Genomic DNA, 19,675 nt, shown 5'->3' on the forward strand with positions numbered 1-19,675 from the left:
CTAGCGCCCTTCGGCGATCTCGCGGTTGCGGGCCAGGGCCGCCTGGGTCGCCCGCTCGAACAGCTCGAGCAGACCACCGTCGGCGAGTTCGGCCACGGCGCGCTCGGTCGTTCCGCCAGGGCTCGTGACACGGCGACGGAGTTCGGCCGGTGCGGCGTCGGCCGGCAGGACGTCGCTTCTCGCGAGCAGCTCGCTCGCGCCACGGAACGTGCCCTGCACCAGGGTGGCGGCCTGCGCGCGGGTGAAGCCCAACGCGACCGCCGCCTCCTGCAGTTGCTCGACGAGGTAGAAGACGTACGCGGGGCCCGAACCCGAGATCGTGCTGAGCGCGTCGATCTGCGCCTCGGGGACGACCACGACGTCGCCGACGACGGCGAAGAGCGACCGGGCCAGGGCCAGGTCGGCGTCGGTCGAGCGCGACCCGGCGCTCAGGCCGGTCACCCCGAGACCGACGTGCGACGGCGTGTTCGGCATGGAGCGCAGCACCGACACGGACTCGGGCAGCGCCGCCTCCATCGTGGCCGTCGTCACGCCGGCGGCCAGGCTCACGACGACGGCGCCCGCGTCGAGCACGGGACCGATCTCGTGCAGCAGGTCGACCACCATGTGCGGCTTCACGCCGATCAGCACCAGCCGCGCACCGACGACCGCGGAGGAGTTGGCGCTCGGGTCGGTCTCGGTGGCGAGGGAGGTGACCCCGCCGTGCCGCAGCGCGCGGGCCTTGACCTCGGTGCGGTTCGTCACCCGCACGCCCCCGTCGACGGACACCTCGGGGCGCAGCAGGCCCTGCAGGATCGCGCCGCCCATCGAGCCGGCTCCGAGAATCGCTGTGGTGGGGAGGGTGGTGACCATCCGGCCATCCTAGGATCGACCAGGACCACACGAGGGGATCGAACCGATGAGCAGTCACGGCGGCAACAAGGCGATCATCGCCGCACTCAGCGCGAACCTGGGCATCGCGGTGACGAAGTTCATCGCCTGGGCGTTCTCGGGGTCGTCGTCCATGCTCGCCGAGGGCGTCCACTCCCTGGCGGACTCGGGCAACCAGCTCCTGCTGCTGCTCGGTGGCCGCAAGGCGAAGAAGGCCGCCGACGCCGACCACCCCTTCGGCCACGGGCGCGAACGCTACGTCTACGCGTTCGTCGTCTCGATCATCCTGTTCAGCGTCGGTGGCGTGTTCTCGCTCTACGAGGGCGTCGAGAAGCTGCGCGAGCCGCACCCCCTCGAGGTGCCCTGGCTGCCCGTCCTCGTGCTCGCCATCTCGCTCGCCCTCGAGGGGTTCTCGCTGCGCACCGCGATCCGCGAGTCCCGCCCGAGCAAGGGTCAGCAGAGCTGGGTCGCGTTCGTGCGCCGGGCCAAGGCCCCCGAGCTGCCGGTCGTGCTGCTCGAGGACGCCGCCGCGCTGCTCGGCCTGTCGTTCGCCATGATCGGCGTCGTGCTCACCTGGATCACCGGTGACGGCGTCTTCGACGCGATCGGCACCCTCGCGATCGGCGTGCTGCTCGTCGCGGTGGCCGTGATCCTCGGCATCGAGACGAAGAGCCTGCTCGTCGGCGAGGGCGCCTCGGCCGAGGACGTCCAGAAGATCCGCGCCGCGATCACGGGCGGGCCCGAGGTCGAGTCGATCATCCACATGAAGACCCTCTACCTCGGTCCCGACGAGCTGCTCGTCGGCGTCAAGGTCGCGATGCCCGGCCGCACGGTGCTGGCCGACGTCGCGAGCGCCATCAACGCCGTCGAGTCGCGCATCCGCGAGGCCGTGCCGATCGCCCGCGTCATCTACGTCGAACCCGACGTCTGGGTCAAGCCGGGCCAGGTCGACCCGCCGACCGACGCGATCGTCATCCGCGCGGCCGACTGACCCGAGGAGGCGCGGATCGGCCCTCGGGGTCGGCCCGCCTCAGTGCCCCTCGACGACGCGCCGCGCGGCGAAGAAGTCGTCCAGCCGAGCCCGGCACTCGGCCTCGCGCACGCCGGCGTACACCTCGGCGCGGTGCGGGAGCCTGCGGTCTCGGACGATGTCGTAGACGCTGCCCGCGCCTCCTGCCTTGTCGTCCCAGGCCCCGTAGACGAGCCGCGGGACCCGGGCGGCGAGCAGGGCACCGGCGCACATGGGGCACGGTTCGAGGGTGACCACGAGCGTCGTGCCGGTGAGGTGCCAGTCGCCGGTGTGCGCCGCGGCGGCCCGCAGCGCGATCACCTCGGCGTGGGCGGTCGGGTCCTGCCGCAACTCGCGTTCGTTGCGTCCGGTCGCGATGACCAGGCCGTCGGCGTCGACCACCACGGCACCGACCGGCACGTCGGCCGAGACGCGGCACGCGTCGGCCTCGGCGAGGGCGAGCGACATCCAGTCGTCGAACTCGGGCGGGACGGCGATCACGGGGCCTCTGCGGGGTCGGGACGGCTCACGGAACCGGTCGACTCCGCTACCGTTGAGCCTATGCGAGTGCACGTAGCGGACCACCCCCTGATCACCCACAAGCTGACCGTGCTCCGCGACAAGAGCACACCCTCCCCCACCTTCCGGGCGCTGACCGAAGAACTCGTCACGCTGCTGGCCTACGAGGCCACGCGCGACGTCCGCACCAGCCCCGTCGACATCGAGACCCCGGTCGGTCCGACCACGGGTCTCGAGATCAGCCAGCCGCGTCCGCTCGTCGTGCCGATCCTGCGCGCCGGCCTCGGCATGCTCGAGGGCATGACCAAGCTCGTCCCCACGGCCGAGGTCGGATTCCTCGGCATGGTGCGCGACGAAGAGACCCTCCAGCCCACGACCTACGCCGAGCGTCTGCCCGACGACCTCTCGAACCGTCAGTGCTTCGTGCTCGACCCGATGCTCGCCACCGGCGGTTCGCTCATCGCGGCGATCGACTACCTGCTCGACCGCGGCGCCGTCGACGTCACGGCGGTCTGCATCCTGGCCGCGCCCGAGGGCCTCGCCGCCGTCGAGAAGGCGATGGAGGGCCGCGACGTCCACGTCGTGCTGGGCGCCGTCGACGAGAAGCTCAACGAGCAGGGCTACATCGTGCCGGGCCTCGGCGACGCGGGCGACCGCCTCTACGGGCTCGCCTGACCCCCGTCGCCCCGACGCCCCGGACCGCGCCTCCTCGACCGCAGGAGGCGCGGTCCGGCGTTTCCGGGCCGCTCACGGTGCCGGAACGCGAACGTCGCTTGACATCGCGACGCAGGGTGTAACAAGATCGACCCCATGACTAACAGTGTGCTCACCCCGACCTCTCGTGAGGCCCTCGGGAGCACCGGCATGATGATGCCGATGCACGCTGTCATGTGTCGAATGTGTGCCTGATCCGGTCACACACCTCGCCGAGTCGAAGCTGCTGACACCGCCAGCTGAGCTCGTGACCCCACCCGGTCACTGAGCCACCGACTCCAGGATGCCCCGCGTCGCCACCCTCGACGCGCATCCCGAACGGTGCATCGCACCGACTGCTCGTGACGTACGGCACCATCGCCGGCGGGATCGAGCACCGACACACATCGAGCAGTCCCTCCGCACCCGGCGACCCGTCGGCCCGAGGGACCGCCGCCGTCACGCAAGGACCCCCGCCTGTCATGTCCCTCATCCTCGACCGCCCCGTCACCGCCACCCGCACCGTCTCGCCCGCCCGTTCCGCCGCCCCGACACCCCTCCGCGAGGTCGCGCCCGCCCTCTCGGCCGCCCCCAGCGACGCGTCCGTCATCGCGAGCCCCGCGGCCCCCCGACCCCGCGCCGTGCCCGAGGGCACCGAGGCCCGCGGCTTCGTCCTCTACGTCGGGCTCGACGAGCTCAAGGCCGCCGCCGACGGCACCTCGCTCGGCGACGTCGTCTCGCAGATCAAGGAGCTCGTCGGACGGATCGCCCCGTCGGCCGAGACGCACGCCGCCGTCGCCCTCGCCCCCGAGGGGGCCGGCGGCCGCGACGTCGAGGTCGTCCGCCTGGCCCTTCAAGACCCGGCCGCCCTGGCGAAGCGCCGACAGGTCAGCGAGGACGACGAGCCCGGTGCCCGTGGCGGCGTCGTCGTCGACATCTCGCGCAAGCGCCTGCTGCTGGACGGCGACGTGGCTCCCCTGACCTACAAGGAGTTCGAGCTGCTGCAGTACCTCGTCCTGCGCGAGGGCCGCACCATCGAACGAGCAGAGCTGATCTCGAGCCTCTGGGCCGACGGCGACGACGAGGTGCCGAACGAACGCACCATCGACGTGCACGTCCGTCGACTGCGGTCGAAACTCGGCGCCTTCGAGGACATCGTCCGCACCGTCCGCGGGGTCGGCTACCGGTTCGACCGCCACGCGGACGTCTCGATCCGTCACGCGTCGACCCCGTCGCCCGACGTGTTCTGAACCCCGTCCGGCACACGCGCCGGCCGCGGCGCCGGCTCGGTGCGAGTTCCCAGGAATTCCTCGGGTCCACCCCTGGACCACCGTTACCGATCCGTTATAGATTGTGTCTCGCCGACGTCGTTTGCTGTGGCGGCCGAGGCGGAATGTGATTGCAGGACACTCCTGGTGCAAGGGAAGAGGGCCGGTCGCCATCGGGCGACCGGCCCTCTGTCGTGTACCCCCGGGTACACGCTCGCTCGTCGCCGCCCCTGCGCGTCGGCCCGAGGTCGGTGGCCTTTCGTAGACTCGACCTCGACGAACGTGAGGGACGACATGAGCGAGACATCGATGGCCGTGGGGGCCTGGGAAGCCCTGTTCCGGGCCCAGGTCAGCGTCATGCGTGAACTGACCGAGTGCTTCCCGACCCACGAGATCTCGTTCAACGAGTACGACGTGTTGTTCAACCTGTCCAACCAGCCCGATCGGCGGGCCCGCATCCGCGACCTGACCCGCCACCTGTTGCTGACGCAGCCGAGCATCAGCCGTCTCGTCGACCGACTGGCGTCGAAGGGCATCGTCGAGAAGGCCTCCGACCCCGGCGACGGCCGAGGCATCATCGTGACCATGACGGACGAGGGCTACGACCTCTACCGGCGCACGGCGGTCAGCCACGCCGAGGCCATCCGTCGTCGCGTGGGCGGAGCACTCGACGACGACGAACTGGCCTCGCTCGCCGATCTGTGCACCAAGCTGCGGCTCGGCACGCCGGTCGGGACGGACGCATGACCTCCCCCTCCATCGTCTGGTTGCGCGACGACCTGCGCCTCGCCGACAACCCCGCCCTCGTGGCCGCCGTCGAGCGCGGCGAACCGGTCGTCGTCCTCTTCCTGCTCGACGACGAGACCGACGGCCTGCGCCCCCTCGGCGGAGCCTCACGCTGGTGGCTGCACCACAGCCTCGCCGCCCTCGCCGAGTCGCTGGAGGCCGTCGGTGGGCGACTCACGCTGCGTCGGGGTCCCCAGGCACGCGAACTCCCCCGTCTCGTCGACGAGGTGGGCGCGGGCGCCGTCTTCTGGAACCGCCGGTACGGCCTGGCCGCCCGCGACGCCGACGCCGGGCTCAAGTCGTCGCTGCGCGAGCGTGGGCTCGACGTGCGCAGCTTCCAGGCGAACCTCATGTTCGAACCGTGGACCATCCAGACCGGGCAGGGCCAGCCCTTCAAGGTCTTCACGCCGTTCTGGCGCGCCTGCCTCGACCGGCCCGAACCCCGCCACCCCGAGGCGGCCCCCGACGAGCTGCACGTCCCCCACGCGACGCCCGACAGCGACGACCTCGACTCGTGGGCGCTGCTGCCCACGACCCCCGACTGGTCGGCCGGCCTGCGCGACGCCTGGACCCCGGGCGAGGCGTCGGCCCTCGACACCCTCGAACGTTTCGCCACCGGCCACCTGGCCGACTACGGCCTGCGCGACGAGCCGGCCCAAGAGGCGACGAGCCACCTCTCGCCGCACCTCCGTTTCGGCGAGGTCAGCCCGTTCCAGGTCTGGCACCGCATGCGCGGCGACCTGGCACCCGACGCCCGCGAACAGGCCTCGGGCTTCCTGCGCGAACTCGTGTGGCGCGAGTTCAACCACACCGTCCTCTTCGCGAACCCGCACCTCGCCACGAAGAACTACCGGCCGGAGTTCGACGACTTCCCGTGGCACGAACTCGAACCCGGCGAACTCGAGGCGTGGCAGCAGGGCACGACCGGCATCCCGCTGGTCGACGCGGGCATGCGAGAGCTGTGGACGACCGGGTACATGCACAACCGGGTGCGCATGGTCACGGCCAGCTTCCTGGTCAAGAACCTGCTGGCCGACTGGCGGGTGGGCGAGCAGTGGTTCTGGGACACCCTGGTCGACGCGGACGAGGCGAACAACCCCGCGAACTGGCAGTGGACGGCCGGCTCGGGTGCGGACGCGGCCCCGTACTTCCGAGTGTTCAACCCCGTCCTGCAGGCCGACAAGTTCGACAAGCACCGCGACTACGTGCGGCGCTGGGTCCCCGAGGTCGACACCGACTCGTACCCCGAGCCCATGGTCGACCTCAAGGCCTCCCGCCGGGCCGCGCTCGACGCCTACGAAGCCATGCGCCGCACCACGCGCACCGAATGACCCCGCCCCTCGAGAGGACCGCCTCCGTGACGACGTCATCACGACCCGACCGCACCGAACCACCCACGGGGATCGACGCCGTGTTCGCCGCACGCGCTCCCGAGCGGCGCGGCCCGAGCGCCGTGTGGGCGACCTTCGACCGTTCGGGCGTCACGCACGACGGCTCCTACGGCCAGGTCGCCCCCGGCACCGCGCCCGGCGTCGACACGGCGTACCGCATCGCCTCGTGCACGAAGAGCTTCACCGCCACCGCCCTGCTCGCCCAGCGCGACGCCGGGCTCGTGTCCCTCGACGCACCGATCACCGACTTCGTGCCCGCCTTCGCCGACGTGGCCCTGCCCACCGCCGACTCCCCCGTGCCGACCCTGCGCATGCTCCTGACCATGTCGGCCGGCTTCCCCACGGACGATCCGTGGGGCGACCGGCAAGAATCGCTCACCGACGACGGACTCGACGCCCTGCTGCGGGCCGGGCTCAGTTTCGACAGCGTGCCGGGCACCACCTTCGCCTACTCCAACCTCGGCTTCGCCCTCGTGGGCCGGGCGATCGCGGCCGTCGCCGGCAGGCCCTACCGTGAGGTCGTCGAGTCGACGATCCTCGAACCGCTCGGCCTGACGGCCACCGGCTTCGAGGCGACCGTGCGGGCGACGGGCGGCGTCGCGATCGGCCATCGCCGCACCTCCGACGGGGGTGACCCCCTGCCGTTCTCAGGCCCGGGCGCGTTCTCACCGATCGGCGGCTTGTTCAGCACCGTGACCGACCTGGCGCGCTGGGCGCGCTGGCTGGGTTCCGCCTTCGACCCCGAGGGCCGCGGCGACCTCGACGGCATCCTCTCGCGCGCCTCCCGACGCGAGATGCAACAGGTGCAGCGTTTCGTCCCCGCCCGGGTCGGGCACCCCGGCGGCTACGGGTTCGGTCTGTTCGTCGAGCACTACCCCGACCACGGCCCCGTCGCGTCGCACAGCGGGGGCTACCCCGGGTTCTCGGCCCACATGCGCTGGCAGACCGCGACCGGCCTCGGCGCGATCGGGTTCGAGAACGCGACCTACTCGAAGGTCTCCGAGCCGATCGGGCTCGCGCTCGACGGCCTGATGGCCGAGCGCCCCGACGCCCGCGTCGTCGTGCGGCCGTGGCCCGAGACGTCGGCGGCACGCGAGGCGGTCGAGGCCGTCGTCCTCGGCGGCGCCGTGCCCGACGGGTTGTTCAGCGAGAACGTCGAGGCGGACCTGCCGCTCGACCGACGCCGCGCCTCCTGGGCCGCCGCCGTCGAGTCCGTGGGCGGCTGGGACGACGACGGCGAGGCATCGCCGCCCGACGAGTCGTCCGCGCCCTCGCACGTCGTCTGGCGACGACGGGGAGTCCGGGGCGTCGTCCGGTTCGAGATCCGGCTCACCCCCGAGCATCCGCCCCGGGTCCAGACCGTGTTGGTGAGCGCCGAGAGCGCACGGTAGCCGAGGGCTCGTCGAGCCAGGCGTCGTCAGGCGGGCCCGGCGCTGTCAGGCGAGCGCGACGCGGTCAGGCGAGCCCGACGCCGTCAGGCGGGCGGCCGTCCTCCGGCGACCCCGGCGGCACGGGCGGCGGCACGGGCTCCACTCCGACCCGCGACCCCGAGGCTGCCCGTCGTCGCCCACGCGGCGATGAACCCGGCCGAGAACGCGTCCACGAGGCCCACCGAGTCGACCCAGCGCGAGACGACCCCGTCGACCACGACCGGTTGCTGCCCCCGCGAGACCACGACGGCACCCCCGTCGTCGGCGACGAGCGCGACCACGCCGACCTGCTCGGCGAGCGCCGTCGCCGACGCGACCGGGTCGTCCAGCCCGGTGAGCTCGCGAGCGGTCTCGTCCGACGGGAAGAACAGGTCGGCTCCGTGGACGGCCGCGAGGAACGCCGACGCCCCGAAGCGGCGGACGATCGAGGCGCTGCCCGGGGCGACCGAGACGAGCGCCCCCGCCTCCCGGGCCCGTCCCACGAGGCGTCGGAGGGCGACCGGGCTGCGGGACTGGGCGACGGTGTAGCCCGTGAAGTGCACGAGACCGGCCCCGGCGACCAGGTCGTCGGGGACGTCGTCGGGGCTCAGCGAGGCACCGGCCCCCCGATCGGTGAACATGATGCGCGACGAGCCGTCGACGGTGATGACGACCGTGCCCGTCGGGTCGTGGGCGTCGTAGGACAGACGGGCCACGACCCCCGCGTTGGCGAGCAGTTGCGCGTGGCGTTGCAGGTCGGCCGTGCCGACCCGACCGACGAACGAGACCTCGACCCCCAGCGACCCGAGCCACGCCGCCGTGTTCGCCGCCGAACCCCCGGCCCGGTGCCGGATGGTGGCTGCCGTCTCGGTCCTGGTGCCGTCCTCCGCCCGGGGGGTGACGATGATGTCGTCGAGGACGTCCCCGAAGACGAGGACGGGCGACCCGGTGCGGGGTCGGCCGCCGGAGCGGCGGAAGCGGTCGCTGGCGGGGATCATCGGCATCCAGCCGACCACGGATCGGGGGCCGGGACGGGACGAGGAGGCGCAAATCACCCTCGCGGGTGCGTCACGTTCACCCGTCCCGGCCTCGCGCCCGGCCCGCTCGGCCCCGACTCAGACGGTGGCGGGCAGCGGGGCCGAGGCCTCGCGACGGGCGCGCCGGCCCCGGACGACCAGGGCGTCGAGGGCGAAGCGGCCCGGCCCCGTGAGCACGACCGCGACGGAGACGACCGCCAGGACGAGGACGTACTCGAACCCACCCGTCGTCGAGTAGAAGCCGTTCGGCAGGTGGACGGCGACCAGGGCGACGACCGCCGTCACCGCCAGGAGCGCGGCGGCGACACGGGTGGCGACGCCGACCACGAGCGCGACGCCACCGGCGAGCTCGGTGACGGCCGCGACCGGGGCGGCGACCTCGGCGAGCGGGATGCCCATGCCCCCGAAGGCGCCCTGCGTCGCGGCGAGGCCGTCGACGGCGAGCTTCTGCCAGCCATGGGCGACGAACACGACCCCGAGGACGACGCGGACGAGGAGGAGGCCGAGGGACGAGAGAGCTGACGACACGAGGTGCCTTTCGGTCGGGGACGGGGTCGTGGCACGTCGTCGGGCCCCCCGCCACGGTAGGAGGTGACGCGTCACCGACCGGGGTCGTGGAGATCCCTGCCACGCCTTCGCCAGAGCCTTGTCAGGCTCGGGTGGGGCATCCGGGGGACGCGGGGACGCGTCGCGAGGGCGCTTCGGCGGACGCGTGGCGTGCCCCGCGAGCGCTGTCGGTGGTCCGGGGCAGGATCGGGGCAGGACCACGGGCGGGCCGACGAGCCCCCGACGAGAGGCGGCACACATGGCGACCATCGCGATCACGGGAGGCTCGGGCCGCATCGCGACCTGGGTCCGCCCTCTTCTGCTCGAGGCCGGCCACGACCTGCGGCTGCTCGACGTGGTCACGCCACCCGGCGACCTCCGACGACGAGAGACCTTCGAGCACGTCGGCGTGACCGATCTCGACTCCCTCACCGTGGCGTTCGCCGGGGCCGACCTGGTCGTCCACCTCGCGTCGCACGCCAGCGAACGCACGTGGCACGAGATCCGCGACCTCAACGTCGAGAGCGCCTACGTGGCGCACGAGGCCGCCCGTCGGGCCGGCGTGACCCGGCTGCTCGCGGCCAGCTCGGTGCACGCCGTCGGGTTCGAACCGGGCTCGAGCGCCGCCGACCACGACGTGCCGGCCCCCCGGCCCGACACCTTCTACGGCGTCAGCAAGGTGCTGCTCGAGGCGGTCGGCAGCCTGTACGCCGACCGCTTCGGTTCGACCGTCGTGTCGGCGCGCATCATGACGGCCGAGGTCGAGCCGCACGACGTCCGCAGCCTCGGCACCTGGCTGTCCCCGGCCGACGCGACCCGGCTGATCCTGGCCACCCTGACGACCGCACCGGCCGGGCACCACGTCGTCTGGGGCGTCAGTCGCAACACCCGTCGCGTCGTGTCGCTCGCGGCGGGCGAGGCCATCGGCTACCACCCCGAGGACGACGCCGAGGCGTTCGCCGACCGCTTCGCCGGTCAGGTCCTGCCCCCCGACGCACCCGTCGGCGGGGACTTCACGACCATGCCGTTGGGCGAGACCCGGTGACCCGCCCGAAGGCGGCATCCGGTCACGCGCGCGAGGCCGATAGCGTGGCCGTGTGACCCCCACCCAGCACTCGTCGTCCGTCGCCGAGATCGACCCCGTCGTCCTCTACGAGATCCTCCGCCTCCGGGTCGACGTCTTCGTCGTCGAACAGGAGTGCCCCTACCCCGAGCTCGACGGGCGCGACCTCGAGCCGACCGCGCGCCTCCTCTGGTTCGCCGACGACGACGCCCGGGTCCTGGCGACGCTCCGGGTGCTGCACGACGGCGACGACCGTCGCATCGGCCGGGTGGCGACGGCGTCGTCGGCTCGCGGTCGCGGGCTCGCCGCCGACCTCATGCGGTCGGCCGTCGACGAGTGCGACGGTCGACTGGTCCGGCTCGACGCCCAGGCCCACCTCTCGGGCTGGTACGCCCGGTTCGGCTTCGTGGTCGACGGTGACGAGTTCCTCGAGGACGGCATCCCCCACCTGCCGATGACGCTCGCCGCCACGCGCTGACGCCGGCCCCTGGCACGGCACCGGCTGATCGGTCAGACGGTCGGGCCGGGGTGGTGGTGCTCGAAGACCAGGCTGGTCCGGGTCGAGGCGACGGCCGGGTGCGCCGAGAGGTGGTCGAGGACGAACTCGCGCACGTCGTTCGTGTCGCGGACGGCCAGGTGGATGATGAAGTCCTCGGACCCGCCGAGGAAGAACAGCTGCACCACCTGCGGCAGGGCCCGGATCTCGGCCGAGAAGGCGGCGATCCGCTGTCGGGCCGACGCGAGGATCGTCACGCTGATCAGCGCCTGCAGGTCGAGTCCGAGCGCCGACAGGTCGACGTCGGCTCCGAAGCCGGCGACGACGCCGCGCTCGACGAGGGACCGGAGGCGCGCGAGACAGGTCGACGGAGCGATCCCGACCTGCGCGGCCAACGTGGCGTTGGGGGTCCGACTGTTCGCGAGCAGCAGGCGCACGAGCTGCCGGTCGATCTCGTCGAGCCGAACGTCCTTCGTCGCAGCCATGCCTCGTCCCGTCCCTCACCGTCGATCGTGCGGCCAGGCAGGGCCTGCACAGAATCTCGTGCGGAGAGCTTGGCACGCATCGGCACGAAACAGCACACTGACCTCAGTTCGGCGAACAGAGGCGTGCACCGGCCGCCCGTCGTCGAGGCCACTCCCCGAGAGGACGAACCATGCGCGTCGGCATCCCCACCGAGATCAAGAACAACGAGAACCGCGTCGCCGCGACACCGGCCGGAGTCCACGAGTTCTCCCGCCGTGGACACGACGTGATCGTGCAGGCCGGCGCCGGACGGGGGTCGGGGTTCACCGATGCCGAGTTCGTCGCCGCGGGTGCGACGGTGGTGGACGACGCGGCCGACGTCTGGGGCGAGGCCGATCTGCTGATGAAGGTCAAGGAGCCGATCGCGGCCGAGTACCCGCTCATGCGGGCGGACCAGACCCTCTTCACCTATCTGCACCTCGCGGCCTCACCCGAGTGCACCGAGGCCGTCCTCGCGTCCGGCACGACCGCGATCGCCTACGAGACGGTCCAGCGGGACGATCGCAGCCTGCCGCTGCTCTCGCCCATGAGCGAGGTCGCCGGCCGCCTCTCCACGATGGTCGGCGCCTACCACCTCATGAAGCCGATCGGGGGCACGGGCGTGCTGCTCGGCGGCGTCCCCGGCACCCCGAAGGCGAAGGTGGTGGTCATCGGCGGCGGCGTCGCCGGTGAACACGCCGCGGCGAACGCCCTCGGCCTCGGCGCCGACGTGACCGTCATCGACGTGTCGCTTCCGCGCCTCCGCGCCCTCGAGGTGCAGTTCGGCGGCAGGGTGCAGACCCGCGCCTCGACGGCTTACGAGATCGGCGCCCAGGTCGCGGCCGCCGACCTGGTGATCGGTTCGGTTCTGATCCCCGGCGCACAGGCCCCCAAGCTCGTCACCGACGAGATGGTGGCGTCGATGCGTCCCGGGTCGGTGCTCGTCGACATCGCCATCGACCAGGGCGGCTGCTTCGAGGGCTCGCGCGCGACCACGCACGACGACCCGACCTTCGCCGTCCACGACAGCGTCTACTACTGCGTCGCCAACATGCCCGGCGCGGTCCCCCAGACCTCGACCCGGGCCCTGACGAACGCGACCATGCCCTACGCACTCGCCCTCGCCGACCGGGGGTGGCGTGACGCCATCGCGGCGGATGCGTCGTTGGCCCGCGGCGTCAACGCCGTCGCGGGGCAGATCACCAACGCGGGCGTCGCGGCGGCGGCCGGCGTCGACCTGGTGGACGCCCGCGCGCTCTGACCCGTCCGACGACGCGACGGCCCACCTCCGCGACGGCGCCCTCCCGGACGCGGGGCGAACCGGTCCGGCCGGTAAGCGAAGACCTCTCTCCGAACCAGGTGGTCCGGAGAGGTGCAGCCCCTATGCTCTGGGCATGGCACGACGACCCACCCCTCCGCGGGAGCGGCTGCTCGAGGCGGCGCGGACCGAGTTCGCGGCCCGCGGCCTCGCCGGAGCCCGCGTCGACACGATCGCGCGCGACGCCGAGGCGAGCAAAGAACGGCTCTACGCCCACTTCTCGACCAAGCGCGACCTGTTCGACGCCGCCCTCGGCGAGAGCATCGGCCGCTGGGTCGCGGTCGTCCCCTTCGACGCCCACGACCTGCCGGGCTGGGCCAGCGCGCTCTACGACCACCTGGCCTCGAACCCCGACGACGCGCGCCTCCTGCTCTGGGGCCAGATCGAGGGCGTCGCGTTGCCGAGCCCCGGCGTGCTCGACCACGGTCAGCTCGAGGCGCGCCGTGACTCGGTGCGTGCGGCCCAGGACGCGGGTGACATCTCGTCCGGCTGGGACGCCGACGAGTTGCTGACCATGGTCTTCGGCGTCGTGCTGGCCTGGTTCGTCACGCCCGAGGCCACCAACCTGCACACCGGCCCGCAGCAGCGTCGGTGCGACGTCGTCCGTCAGGCCGTCGCCCGCATCGTCGACCCCGGCTGAACCGCCCCCGGCACCGTCCGACCCGCCGGGAGTAGCGTCCCCGTGTGACCACGACCGAACCCACTCCCGCCTTCTCCCCCGACCTTCAGCGCGTCCTCGACAGCGTGCCCGACCCGGGCGGCGTCACGACGTCGGACGAGGTCTACGCGGCGACCGACGTCGATCTCGAGGGGTTCCTCGCGACGCCGGCCGGCGCCTCCTCGTCCGGGCTCGTGCCCGGCGTGCTCGTGCTGCACGACTGGTTCGGCGTCGTCGACCACGTCAAGGTGCGCGCGCAGATGCTCGCGCGGCTCGGCTACGTGGCGCTGGCCGGCGACGTCTACGGGCAGGGGGTCCGCCCGTCGCCCGAGGAGGCCGCCGGCGAGGCGGGCAAGTACTACGGCGACGTCGCGCTGTTCCGGTCGCGCCTGCTCGCGAACCTCGAGCGCCTGCGCGCCGAGCCGGGCGTCGACCCGTCGCGGATCGCGGTGATGGGCTACTGCTTCGGCGGCTCGGGTGCCCTCGAGCTGGCCCGCGCGGGTGCCGACGTCGCCGGCGTCGTGTCGTTCCACGGAGGGCTCGGGACGGGGATGCCCGCCGAGAAGGGTGCCGTGACGGCCCCGCTGCTCGTCATGACGGGTGCCGCCGACCCGGTGGTGCCCGACGAGGCCGTGGTCGGCTTCGAGGACGAGATGCGCGCCGCCGAGGCACCCGACTGGCAGGTGCTGAGCTACAGCGGCGTCATGCACGCCTTCGCCGTCCCCGGGACGGACGCACCCGATCACGGGGCCCAGTACGACGCCCGCGCGGATCGTCGCTCGTGGCAGCAGCTCGAGACGTTCCTGTCCGAGGTCTTCGCCTAGGCCCGACGGGCCCGACGGGCCCGCGGGGTCCGACGGGCAGGACGCCAGACCGTCAGGAGGCGCGGTGCCGGGCCGCTCGTCGCCCCGGCACCGCCTCCGCCGTCAGAAGCCGGCCACGCGGGCCGTGCCGGCCCGGGCCAGGTCGCGCAGCTGGACGGCCGTCGCGAGGGCGGCGTGGGCGGCCTCGGCACCCTTGTCCTCCTTCGAGCCGGGGAGGCCTGCCCGGTCGAGGCCCTGCTGCTCGTCGTCGAGGGTGAGCACGCCGAACCCGACGGGCTTGCCCGTGTCGAGCGTCACCCGCAGCAGGCCCGAGGTCGCGGCGTCGGACACGTACTCGAAGTGCGGCGTGCCGCCGCGGATGATGACGCCGAGGGCCACGACCGCGTCGGCCCCGGCCTCGAGCGCGGCCTTCGCGACGACGGGCAGTTCGAAGCTGCCGGGCACGCGCACGACCGTGGCCGTGGCGCCGAGGCGCTCGACCGTCGACAGCGCGCCGGCCAGCAGGCCGTCGGTGATCGTCTCGTGCCAGGTGCCGGCGACGATCGTGACACGGATTCCCGTGCCGTCGACGTCGAGTTCGGTGGGGGCGCCTTCTCCGCTCATGCGCGGTCTCCTTCGGTCGTGCGGGTGGTGGTGGTGTCGGTGGCCCGGGAGTCGGACGCAGGGGATGGTGCGTCGAGGTCGCGGTCGCCCAGCCAGGAGACGAGAGCGGCGATCGTCACGACCGGCACGCCCTCGCGGGCCCCGAAGTCGAGCAGAGCCCGCAGTCGCATCATCTCGCCGTCGTCGCCCACGATCTCGCTGATGACGGCCACGGGTCGCAGCCCCGCGGCCTTCATCAGGTCGACCGAGGCCTCGGTGTGGCCATCGCGCTCACGCACTCCGCCGTCACGGGCGCGCAGCGGCAGGACGTGCCCGGGGCGGTGCAGGTCGTCGCGAACGCTGGTCGGCGACGCGAGCGTGCGGAGGGTCGTCGCCCGGTCGGAGGCGCTGATGCCCGTCGTCACGCCGGCCGCCGCGTCGACGCTGACCGTGTAGGCCGTGCCCCGGGCGTCCTCGTTGTGGGCGACCATGGGCGGCAGGTCGAGTCGGTCGGCGATCTCGTTCGTCATCGGTGCGCAGACGAAACCGGAGGACACCCGGACCGTCCAGGCGATCCACTCGGCCGAGGCCAACTCGGCCGACAGGACGACGTCACCCTCGTTCTCGCGGGACTCGTCGTCGACCACCACGACCGGGCGACCACGGCGCAGGTGCTCGAGGGCGAGCTCGATCGGGGCGAGGCGCGAGTCGACCCGCCCCTCCTCCCGGGGCGTCGACACGGTCACGGGCGCCCCGTCACGGCGGCGTCCCGCGGGTCCGCCGCGTCGGCCGGCGTGGCCGCACCGCGCGGGCCGTCGGCGTCGAGCGCGTCCAGTCGCAGCATGCGGCGCACGTGACGGGCGAGCACGTCGGTCTCGACGTTGACGCGGTCGCCGACGGCCTTGCCGCCCAGGGTCGTCACGGCGAGCGTCTCGGGGATGAGGCTGACCTCGAACCAGCCCGGCAGCTCGCCGGGTTCGCTGATCGCGCTCACCGTGAGGCTGACGCCGTCGAGCGTCACCGACCCCTTGTCGACGAGCAGGGGCGCGAGGTCGTCGGCGAGGTCGAACCGGACCCGACGCCAGGCCTCGCCCTCTTCGATCTCGACGACCGTGGCCGTGCCGTCGACGTGGCCCTGGACGATGTGACCGCCCAGGCGGTCGCCGACGCGGGCGGCTCGTTCGAGGTTGACGGGCGTCCCGGGGCCGAACGTCCCCACGGTGCTCATGGCCAGGGTCTGCCGCATGACGTCGGCCGTGAAGGTGTCCCCCTGCTGCTCGACCACCGTCAGGCAGACGCCGCTGACCGAGATGGAGTCACCGTGCGCGGCATCGGTCAGCACGGCGGGGCCGTGGACCGTCAGGCGGACGCTGTCCCCCTGGTCGGCGACGCGCTCGACGCGTCCGAGTTCTTCGACGAGGCCGGTGAACATCAGCGCACCACCGGGCCCGTCGGGTCGGTGGGTCGGTGCGTGCGTGCATCGGGCCCGGGCGTGGTCGCCTGCGTCGTCATGTCGTCCTCCGGTCTGCCTGGCTGTGTGCCGAGGGCTCTCCGGGGGTGCGCGACGCGAGGGTCGGCATCGGCCCGGGGGTCCGCTGAGGGACGACCGGGCCCGCGCCACCTCTCATCCGGACTATGACCGTCGGTACCGGGGTTCCACCGGTTCAACCGGCCGCCACCTCTCGGGGACGACGCGGGTCGCGGACTGTGACCGCCGGCTCAGATTTTCACTGACCCCGGAGCGCGTTGCTCTGTCGGCGACGATAGCACCGCCGCCTCGTGCGGCCCCGACGTGTTCGGCCAGGGCGTAGCCGGGCGTCGCACGGGCGGCCCGGGCTCAGCCGTCGACGAGCCCGGGATCAGCCGACGACGAGTCCGAGGTGAGCCGCCATCGTCGGGGCGAAGGTCGCCAGCTGCAGCTCGTCGATGGTCGCGCCGCGAAGCCCTTCGAAACCGTCGATGCGGGAGAAGTCGCTGGTGCGCAGATCGGTGTGCGACAAGGAGGCGCGGGTCACGTCGAGCGTGCCGATGCGGCAGTCGACCAGCGCGACCCGCAGGGCCTGCACACCCCCGAGGTCGAGTTCGCCGATCGTGCAGCCCTCGATCACGACGTCGGTGAGGCGCGCCCCGCGCAGGTTGAGGAAGTCGATCTTGCCGCCGACCAGGTGCACCGACCGCAGTTCGGCGTCGAACAGCTCGGCCGACCCCCACCGGGGTCGCTCGACGCGGACGTCACGCCAGGTGCTGCGCGAGGCGGCGAGCTCGGGGGCGAACGAGTCGGCCAGCACCGACTCGACCAGGCGGGCGCCCCGCAGTCGGGCCGATCCGAGCCGCGGCGACTCGAAGACGCACTCGGTGAACTCGGACCCCTCGAGGTCGCGACCGGTCAGGTCGGCGTCGACGTACCGTTCGAGCTCACGGCTGTCGCGCGGACCCAGCAGGTCGGTGCCGAGATCGACGAGCCCCCGGGGCTCGACGGGGTCGAGCCGCGGGGCGTCGGTGCCCCCCGGGGTCGCGGGGCGGGACGGCGTGGGGCGGCGCGACGGGGTCATGCGACGAGGCTAGCGGCGGGGTGCGACACGACCCGAGGAACGTCCGGGCGGGCCTCCGACGCGGACGTTCTCAGCACTCGATGACGTTGACCGCGAGCCCGGCGCGGCTGGTCTCCTTGTAGCTGTCCTTCATGTCGCGGCCGGTCTGGCGCATCGTCTCGATGACGGTGTCGAGGCTGACGACGTGGCTGCCGTCGCCGAGCAGGGCCATGCGGGTGGCGGCGACCGCCGTGCCCGCCGCGATCGCGTTGCGCTCGATGCAGGGCACCTGCACGAAGCCGCCCACGGGGTCGCAGGTGAGGCCGAGGTGGTGCTCCATGGCGATCTCGGCCGCGTTCTCGACCTGGCGGGGCGTCCCGCCGAGCAGGGCGGTCAGCGCGCCGGCGGCCATCGACGCGGCCGAGCCGACCTCGCCCTGACAACCGGCCTCGGCCCCCGAGATCGACGCGTTGCGCTTGTAGAGCGACCCGATCGCCGCCGCCGTCAGCAGGAAGGTGCGGGACAGCTCGTGATCGGTCGCACCGTGGAACCTCATGGCGTAGTAGGCGACCGCCGGGATGATGCCGGCCGCGCCGTTGGTCGGGGCGGTGACGACGCGCCCGCCGCCCGCGTTCTCTTCGTTGACGGCCATCGCGTAGGCCTGCAGCCACTGGGCCGGCAGGTCGGAGGCCAACAGCGAGGAGGCGCGGCCCTGGTCGATCGCCGAGCCGCCGAGGGCGAAGGCGGTCGCCCTCTCGTCCTGCTGGCGCAGCATGGTCGCGAACTGCCGGGCGCGCCGGGGCACCTTCATCCAGCCGGGCAGGACGCCCGTGGCCTCGAGACCCGCGTCGACGCAGCCCCGCATGGCCGCCCAGCGCGAGTCGAGCCCCGCCGCGGCGTCGGCCTCGCCGTGCAGCGCGACCTCGTTGCGCCAGGCGAGGTCGGCGATCGACGCGCCTTCGGAGTCGCAGAGGCGCAGCAGGTCGTCCGCGTCGGTGAAGGCGAACGGCGCCTCGGCGGTGGGCACGGCACGCTCGTCGTCGCCGTCCCGCACGACGAAGCCCCCGCCGACCGAGAAGTAGACCTCGCGGGCGAGGCTCTCGCCGTGAGCGTCGAAGGCCTCGACGCTCATCGCGTTGGGGTGCCGGGGCATGCGCGTCAGCGGCGCCATGCGCAGGTCGTTGGGGGCGAAGGCGATCTGGTGCCGGCCGAGCAGCCGCAGGCCGCCGCCCTGCTCGACCGCCTGCTGCATGCCCGAGACGACCTCGGGGTCGCAGGTCTCGGGTTGCATGCCCGCGAGGCCGGCGAGGACGGCCGACGGCGTGCCGTGGCCGAGGCCGGTGGCGGCGAGCGAGCCGTAGAGCACGGCCTCGACCCGCACGACGTCGGTCAGCCGGCCGTCGACGTCGAGACCGAGCAGGAACTCGCGGGCGGCCCTCATGGGGCCGACGGTGTGCGAGCTCGAGGGGCCGATGCCGATCGAGAAGAGATCGAGGGCCGAGACGTGGTCGGTCACGGAGAACCTGCCTTCCGGGGTCACCACGACGTTACCCGCTCCCGCCGACGCGCAGGAGGTCGGGGCCGTTCGCCACCCCGGGGAGGCGCGGGTCGCGTCAGGCGGGTCGCCCCACCTCGCGGGCCCGCTCCGCCATCGCGCCCGACATGCCCTCGAGGAACCGTCGGACGGTCTCGAGCTCGGCCTCGTCGAACTCGGCCATGACCCGGTCGCTCATCACGCCGAGCGGCCCGAAGAACGCGCCCGCGACCTCGCGGGCGCGATCCGAGTAGCGGACGAGCACCCGGCGCCGGTCGGCGTCGTCGCGGCTGCGGTGCACGTGCCCGACCTTCTCGAGGCGGTCGATGACTCCGGTCGCCGCCCCCGAGGTGACGCCCAGGAGCTCGCCGAGACCGCCGGCGGTGACGGGGTCGCCGTCACGCTCGGCCTGCATGACGTGCAGCAGCGCCTCGAGGTCGATGTGGCCGAGACCGTGTCGCGAGGCGAAGGCCTGGGCGACCTTCTGGGACTCGGTGGTCAGCCGTTGCATGTGGGTGACGATCTCGTCGGCCTGCGGCGGGCGCGACGGACGGGTCGACGGGGCCGTGGGGCCCGGGTCTCTCGGGGTGGGCATGGAACCTCCTGCGTGACGAGTCTGGTCGATGCTCCTGTGATC

The 19,675-nt window shown here is 73.0% G+C and carries 21 protein-coding genes, 1 pseudogene and 1 riboswitch; of the genes and pseudogenes, 11 read left to right on the plus strand and 11 right to left on the minus strand.

The window, feature by feature from the left end; genetic code table 11:
* On the minus strand, nucleotides 1-852 hold the full coding sequence (gene proC, locus QRN23_RS07120) for a pyrroline-5-carboxylate reductase (protein ID WP_159826056.1): 852 nt from the start codon (nucleotides 850-852) through the stop codon (nucleotides 1-3).
* 46 nt (nucleotides 853-898) lie between these two features.
* Between proC and QRN23_RS07125 the strand changes: the two genes are divergently transcribed.
* Nucleotides 899-1,861 (plus strand): cation diffusion facilitator family transporter, encoded by a 963-nt coding sequence (locus QRN23_RS07125; RefSeq protein ID WP_123570541.1) that lies wholly within the window; start codon nucleotides 899-901, stop codon nucleotides 1,859-1,861.
* Nucleotides 1,862-1,900: 39 nt separating this feature from the next.
* Here the strand turns inward: QRN23_RS07125 and QRN23_RS07130 are convergent, their stop codons facing one another.
* On the minus strand, nucleotides 1,901-2,347 hold the full coding sequence (locus QRN23_RS07130) for a nucleoside deaminase (protein ID WP_123570838.1): 447 nt from the start codon (nucleotides 2,345-2,347) through the stop codon (nucleotides 1,901-1,903).
* Between the two features lie 93 nt (nucleotides 2,348-2,440).
* Here QRN23_RS07130 and upp point away from each other — a divergent pair, with 93 nt between their 5' ends.
* The 5 genes from upp (at nucleotide 2,441) to QRN23_RS07155 (ending at nucleotide 7,927) form a co-directional block, all read left to right on the plus strand.
* Nucleotides 2,441-3,073, plus strand: coding sequence for a uracil phosphoribosyltransferase (upp, locus tag QRN23_RS07135; protein WP_043593011.1), 633 nt, complete (start codon nucleotides 2,441-2,443; stop codon nucleotides 3,071-3,073).
* Nucleotides 3,074-3,573: 500 nt separating this feature from the next.
* Nucleotides 3,574-4,341 carry a winged helix-turn-helix domain-containing protein gene (locus tag QRN23_RS07140; RefSeq protein ID WP_267658763.1) on the plus strand — a complete coding sequence of 256 codons (768 nt, stop codon included), beginning with the start codon at nucleotides 3,574-3,576 and terminating at the stop codon, nucleotides 4,339-4,341.
* Between the two features lie 312 nt (nucleotides 4,342-4,653).
* Nucleotides 4,654-5,106: a MarR family winged helix-turn-helix transcriptional regulator gene (locus QRN23_RS07145; protein ID WP_200412523.1), complete on the plus strand. Its 453-nt coding sequence runs from the start codon at nucleotides 4,654-4,656 to the stop codon at nucleotides 5,104-5,106.
* Complete coding sequence (locus tag QRN23_RS07150; RefSeq protein WP_277959568.1) at nucleotides 5,103-6,476, plus strand: cryptochrome/photolyase family protein; 1,374 nt, start codon at nucleotides 5,103-5,105, stop codon at nucleotides 6,474-6,476. Before QRN23_RS07145 ends, QRN23_RS07150 begins: the two co-directional genes overlap by 4 nt.
* A 26-nt stretch (nucleotides 6,477-6,502) precedes the next feature.
* A complete protein-coding gene (locus QRN23_RS07155) occupies nucleotides 6,503-7,927 on the plus strand; it encodes a serine hydrolase domain-containing protein (RefSeq protein ID WP_285063027.1) in 1,425 nt (474 codons plus the stop codon).
* 83 nt (nucleotides 7,928-8,010) lie between these two features.
* On the opposite strand, the gene QRN23_RS07160 is transcribed toward QRN23_RS07155, so the two are convergent.
* Together QRN23_RS07160 and QRN23_RS07165 are read right to left on the minus strand one after the other, a co-directional pair.
* Nucleotides 8,011-8,943, minus strand: coding sequence for a carbohydrate kinase family protein (locus QRN23_RS07160; RefSeq protein ID WP_162234608.1), 933 nt, complete (start codon nucleotides 8,941-8,943; stop codon nucleotides 8,011-8,013).
* A gap of 117 nt (nucleotides 8,944-9,060) precedes the next feature.
* The gene (locus QRN23_RS07165; RefSeq protein WP_056046616.1) at nucleotides 9,061-9,510 is read right to left on the minus strand and encodes a DoxX family protein; all 450 of its coding nucleotides are present in this window, start codon (nucleotides 9,508-9,510) and stop codon (nucleotides 9,061-9,063) included.
* Between the two features lie 277 nt (nucleotides 9,511-9,787).
* Here QRN23_RS07165 and QRN23_RS07170 point away from each other — a divergent pair, with 277 nt between their 5' ends.
* A complete protein-coding gene (locus QRN23_RS07170) occupies nucleotides 9,788-10,573 on the plus strand; it encodes an NAD-dependent epimerase/dehydratase family protein (RefSeq protein ID WP_159826042.1) in 786 nt (261 codons plus the stop codon).
* 52 nt (nucleotides 10,574-10,625) lie between these two features.
* Nucleotides 10,626-11,069 carry a GNAT family N-acetyltransferase gene (locus QRN23_RS07175; RefSeq protein WP_192124541.1) on the plus strand — a complete coding sequence of 148 codons (444 nt, stop codon included), beginning with the start codon at nucleotides 10,626-10,628 and terminating at the stop codon, nucleotides 11,067-11,069.
* A 32-nt stretch (nucleotides 11,070-11,101) separates the two neighbouring features.
* Here the strand turns inward: QRN23_RS07175 and QRN23_RS07180 are convergent, their stop codons facing one another.
* Nucleotides 11,102-11,572: an Lrp/AsnC family transcriptional regulator gene (locus QRN23_RS07180; protein WP_056046623.1), complete on the minus strand. Its 471-nt coding sequence runs from the start codon at nucleotides 11,570-11,572 to the stop codon at nucleotides 11,102-11,104.
* Nucleotides 11,573-11,742: 170 nt separating this feature from the next.
* Here QRN23_RS07180 and ald point away from each other — a divergent pair, with 170 nt between their 5' ends.
* The 3 genes from ald to QRN23_RS07195 all read left to right on the plus strand — a co-directional run bounded on the left by ald (nucleotide 11,743) and on the right by QRN23_RS07195 (nucleotide 14,391).
* Nucleotides 11,743-12,852: an alanine dehydrogenase gene (gene ald, locus QRN23_RS07185; protein ID WP_123570549.1), complete on the plus strand. Its 1,110-nt coding sequence runs from the start codon at nucleotides 11,743-11,745 to the stop codon at nucleotides 12,850-12,852.
* A 133-nt stretch (nucleotides 12,853-12,985) separates the two neighbouring features.
* A complete protein-coding gene (locus QRN23_RS07190) occupies nucleotides 12,986-13,549 on the plus strand; it encodes a TetR/AcrR family transcriptional regulator (protein WP_056046627.1) in 564 nt (187 codons plus the stop codon).
* Nucleotides 13,550-13,593: 44 nt separating this feature from the next.
* On the plus strand, nucleotides 13,594-14,391 hold the full coding sequence (locus QRN23_RS07195; RefSeq protein WP_285063029.1) for a dienelactone hydrolase family protein: 798 nt from the start codon (nucleotides 13,594-13,596) through the stop codon (nucleotides 14,389-14,391).
* 102 nt (nucleotides 14,392-14,493) lie between these two features.
* Here the strand turns inward: QRN23_RS07195 and ribH are convergent, their stop codons facing one another.
* The 6 genes and pseudogenes from ribH to QRN23_RS07225 form a co-directional block, all read right to left on the minus strand.
* Entirely contained in the window at nucleotides 14,494-14,994 is a 501-nt protein-coding gene (gene ribH, locus QRN23_RS07200; RefSeq protein WP_285063030.1) for a 6,7-dimethyl-8-ribityllumazine synthase, read from the minus strand.
* Nucleotides 14,995-15,053: 59 nt separating this feature from the next.
* Nucleotides 15,054-15,665: pseudogene (ribB, locus tag QRN23_RS07205) on the minus strand (3,4-dihydroxy-2-butanone-4-phosphate synthase); the annotation flags it as partial.
* Nucleotides 15,666-15,715: 50 nt separating this feature from the next.
* The gene (locus tag QRN23_RS07210; protein WP_056046632.1) at nucleotides 15,716-16,405 is read right to left on the minus strand and encodes a riboflavin synthase; all 690 of its coding nucleotides are present in this window, start codon (nucleotides 16,403-16,405) and stop codon (nucleotides 15,716-15,718) included.
* Nucleotides 16,406-16,584: 179 nt separating this feature from the next.
* A riboswitch (FMN riboswitch) is annotated at nucleotides 16,585-16,721 on the minus strand.
* A gap of 111 nt (nucleotides 16,722-16,832) precedes the next feature.
* A complete protein-coding gene (locus tag QRN23_RS07215; RefSeq protein WP_285063032.1) occupies nucleotides 16,833-17,525 on the minus strand; it encodes a pentapeptide repeat-containing protein in 693 nt (230 codons plus the stop codon).
* A gap of 70 nt (nucleotides 17,526-17,595) precedes the next feature.
* Nucleotides 17,596-19,020 carry an L-serine ammonia-lyase gene (locus QRN23_RS07220; RefSeq protein ID WP_285063033.1) on the minus strand — a complete coding sequence of 475 codons (1,425 nt, stop codon included), beginning with the start codon at nucleotides 19,018-19,020 and terminating at the stop codon, nucleotides 17,596-17,598.
* 97 nt (nucleotides 19,021-19,117) lie between these two features.
* Nucleotides 19,118-19,633: a MarR family winged helix-turn-helix transcriptional regulator gene (locus QRN23_RS07225; RefSeq protein WP_285063035.1), complete on the minus strand. Its 516-nt coding sequence runs from the start codon at nucleotides 19,631-19,633 to the stop codon at nucleotides 19,118-19,120.
* Between the last annotated feature and the right edge of the window lie 42 nt (nucleotides 19,634-19,675).

The organism is Frigoribacterium sp. ME-P-080, from assembly GCF_030209595.1.
Taxonomy (GTDB): Bacteria; Actinomycetota; Actinomycetes; order Actinomycetales; family Microbacteriaceae; genus Frigoribacterium.

What these genes read in the sequence shown, in the direction of transcription:
- QRN23_RS07145 (WP_200412523.1), top strand. Translation starts at nt 4,654, where the DNA reads ATGAGCGAGACATCGATGGCCGTGGGGGCCTGGGAAGCCCTGTTCCGG.
- QRN23_RS07190 (WP_056046627.1), top strand. Translation starts at nt 12,986, where the DNA reads ATGGCACGACGACCCACCCCTCCGCGGGAGCGGCTGCTCGAGGCGGCG.
- QRN23_RS07130 (WP_123570838.1), bottom strand. Translation starts at nt 2,347, where the DNA reads ATGTCGCTCGCCCTCGCCGAGGCCGACGCGTGCCGCGTCTCGGCCGAC.
- QRN23_RS07150 (WP_277959568.1), top strand. Translation starts at nt 5,103, where the DNA reads ATGACCTCCCCCTCCATCGTCTGGTTGCGCGACGACCTGCGCCTCGCC.
- proC (WP_159826056.1), bottom strand. Translation starts at nt 852, where the DNA reads ATGGTCACCACCCTCCCCACCACAGCGATTCTCGGAGCCGGCTCGATG.
- QRN23_RS07225 (WP_285063035.1), bottom strand. Translation starts at nt 19,633, where the DNA reads ATGCCCACCCCGAGAGACCCGGGCCCCACGGCCCCGTCGACCCGTCCG.
- QRN23_RS07210 (WP_056046632.1), bottom strand. Translation starts at nt 16,405, where the DNA reads ATGTTCACCGGCCTCGTCGAAGAACTCGGACGCGTCGAGCGCGTCGCC.
- QRN23_RS07160 (WP_162234608.1), bottom strand. Translation starts at nt 8,943, where the DNA reads ATGATCCCCGCCAGCGACCGCTTCCGCCGCTCCGGCGGCCGACCCCGC.
- QRN23_RS07215 (WP_285063032.1), bottom strand. Translation starts at nt 17,525, where the DNA reads ATGACCCCGTCGCGCCGCCCCACGCCGTCCCGCCCCGCGACCCCGGGG.
- ald (WP_123570549.1), top strand. Translation starts at nt 11,743, where the DNA reads ATGCGCGTCGGCATCCCCACCGAGATCAAGAACAACGAGAACCGCGTC.
- ribH (WP_285063030.1), bottom strand. Translation starts at nt 14,994, where the DNA reads ATGAGCGGAGAAGGCGCCCCCACCGAACTCGACGTCGACGGCACGGGA.
- QRN23_RS07180 (WP_056046623.1), bottom strand. Translation starts at nt 11,572, where the DNA reads ATGGCTGCGACGAAGGACGTTCGGCTCGACGAGATCGACCGGCAGCTC.
- upp (WP_043593011.1), top strand. Translation starts at nt 2,441, where the DNA reads ATGCGAGTGCACGTAGCGGACCACCCCCTGATCACCCACAAGCTGACC.
- QRN23_RS07170 (WP_159826042.1), top strand. Translation starts at nt 9,788, where the DNA reads ATGGCGACCATCGCGATCACGGGAGGCTCGGGCCGCATCGCGACCTGG.
- QRN23_RS07125 (WP_123570541.1), top strand. Translation starts at nt 899, where the DNA reads ATGAGCAGTCACGGCGGCAACAAGGCGATCATCGCCGCACTCAGCGCG.
- QRN23_RS07140 (WP_267658763.1), top strand. Translation starts at nt 3,574, where the DNA reads ATGTCCCTCATCCTCGACCGCCCCGTCACCGCCACCCGCACCGTCTCG.